Annotated in this window: 1 protein-coding gene; it reads left to right on the plus strand. The window is 44.4% G+C overall.

The features are described 5' to 3' along the window. Positions 1-390: glycoside hydrolase family 3 N-terminal domain-containing protein (locus CKW40_RS42595; protein WP_280175443.1), on the plus strand; the 390-nt coding region annotated here is incomplete at both ends.

Here is a 390-nt window from a genome sequence, read left to right on the forward strand (position 1 = left end):
ATTGAACTATTACAAGCACCGCAAGTAGGCGGCATGATTTTATTTTCGCGAAATATAGAATCACCACAACAAGTTCGTGCTTTAACAGATCATATGCGTCATGTAAGACCTGATATTTTAATTGCCGTTGATCAAGAAGGGGGTCGCGTGCAACGCCTAAAACGGGGTTTCACCTTACTGCCTGCAATGGGTCGTTTAGGTGAACGCTATCTGACTGATCCAGAACAAGCGATTGCTTTAGCGGAACAATGCGGTTGGCTAATGGCAACTGAAGTCCTTGCTGTGGGGATCGACTTTAGCTTTGCACCGGTATTGGACTTAAATGATGTCAGTGATGTGATTGGTGACCGTGCATTTGCCCAAAATATTCAAGATATTGTGCCACTTGCT

The organism is Mesorhizobium carmichaelinearum, assembly GCF_900199455.1.
GTDB lineage: Bacteria > Pseudomonadota > Alphaproteobacteria > Rhizobiales > Rhizobiaceae > Mesorhizobium > Mesorhizobium carmichaelinearum.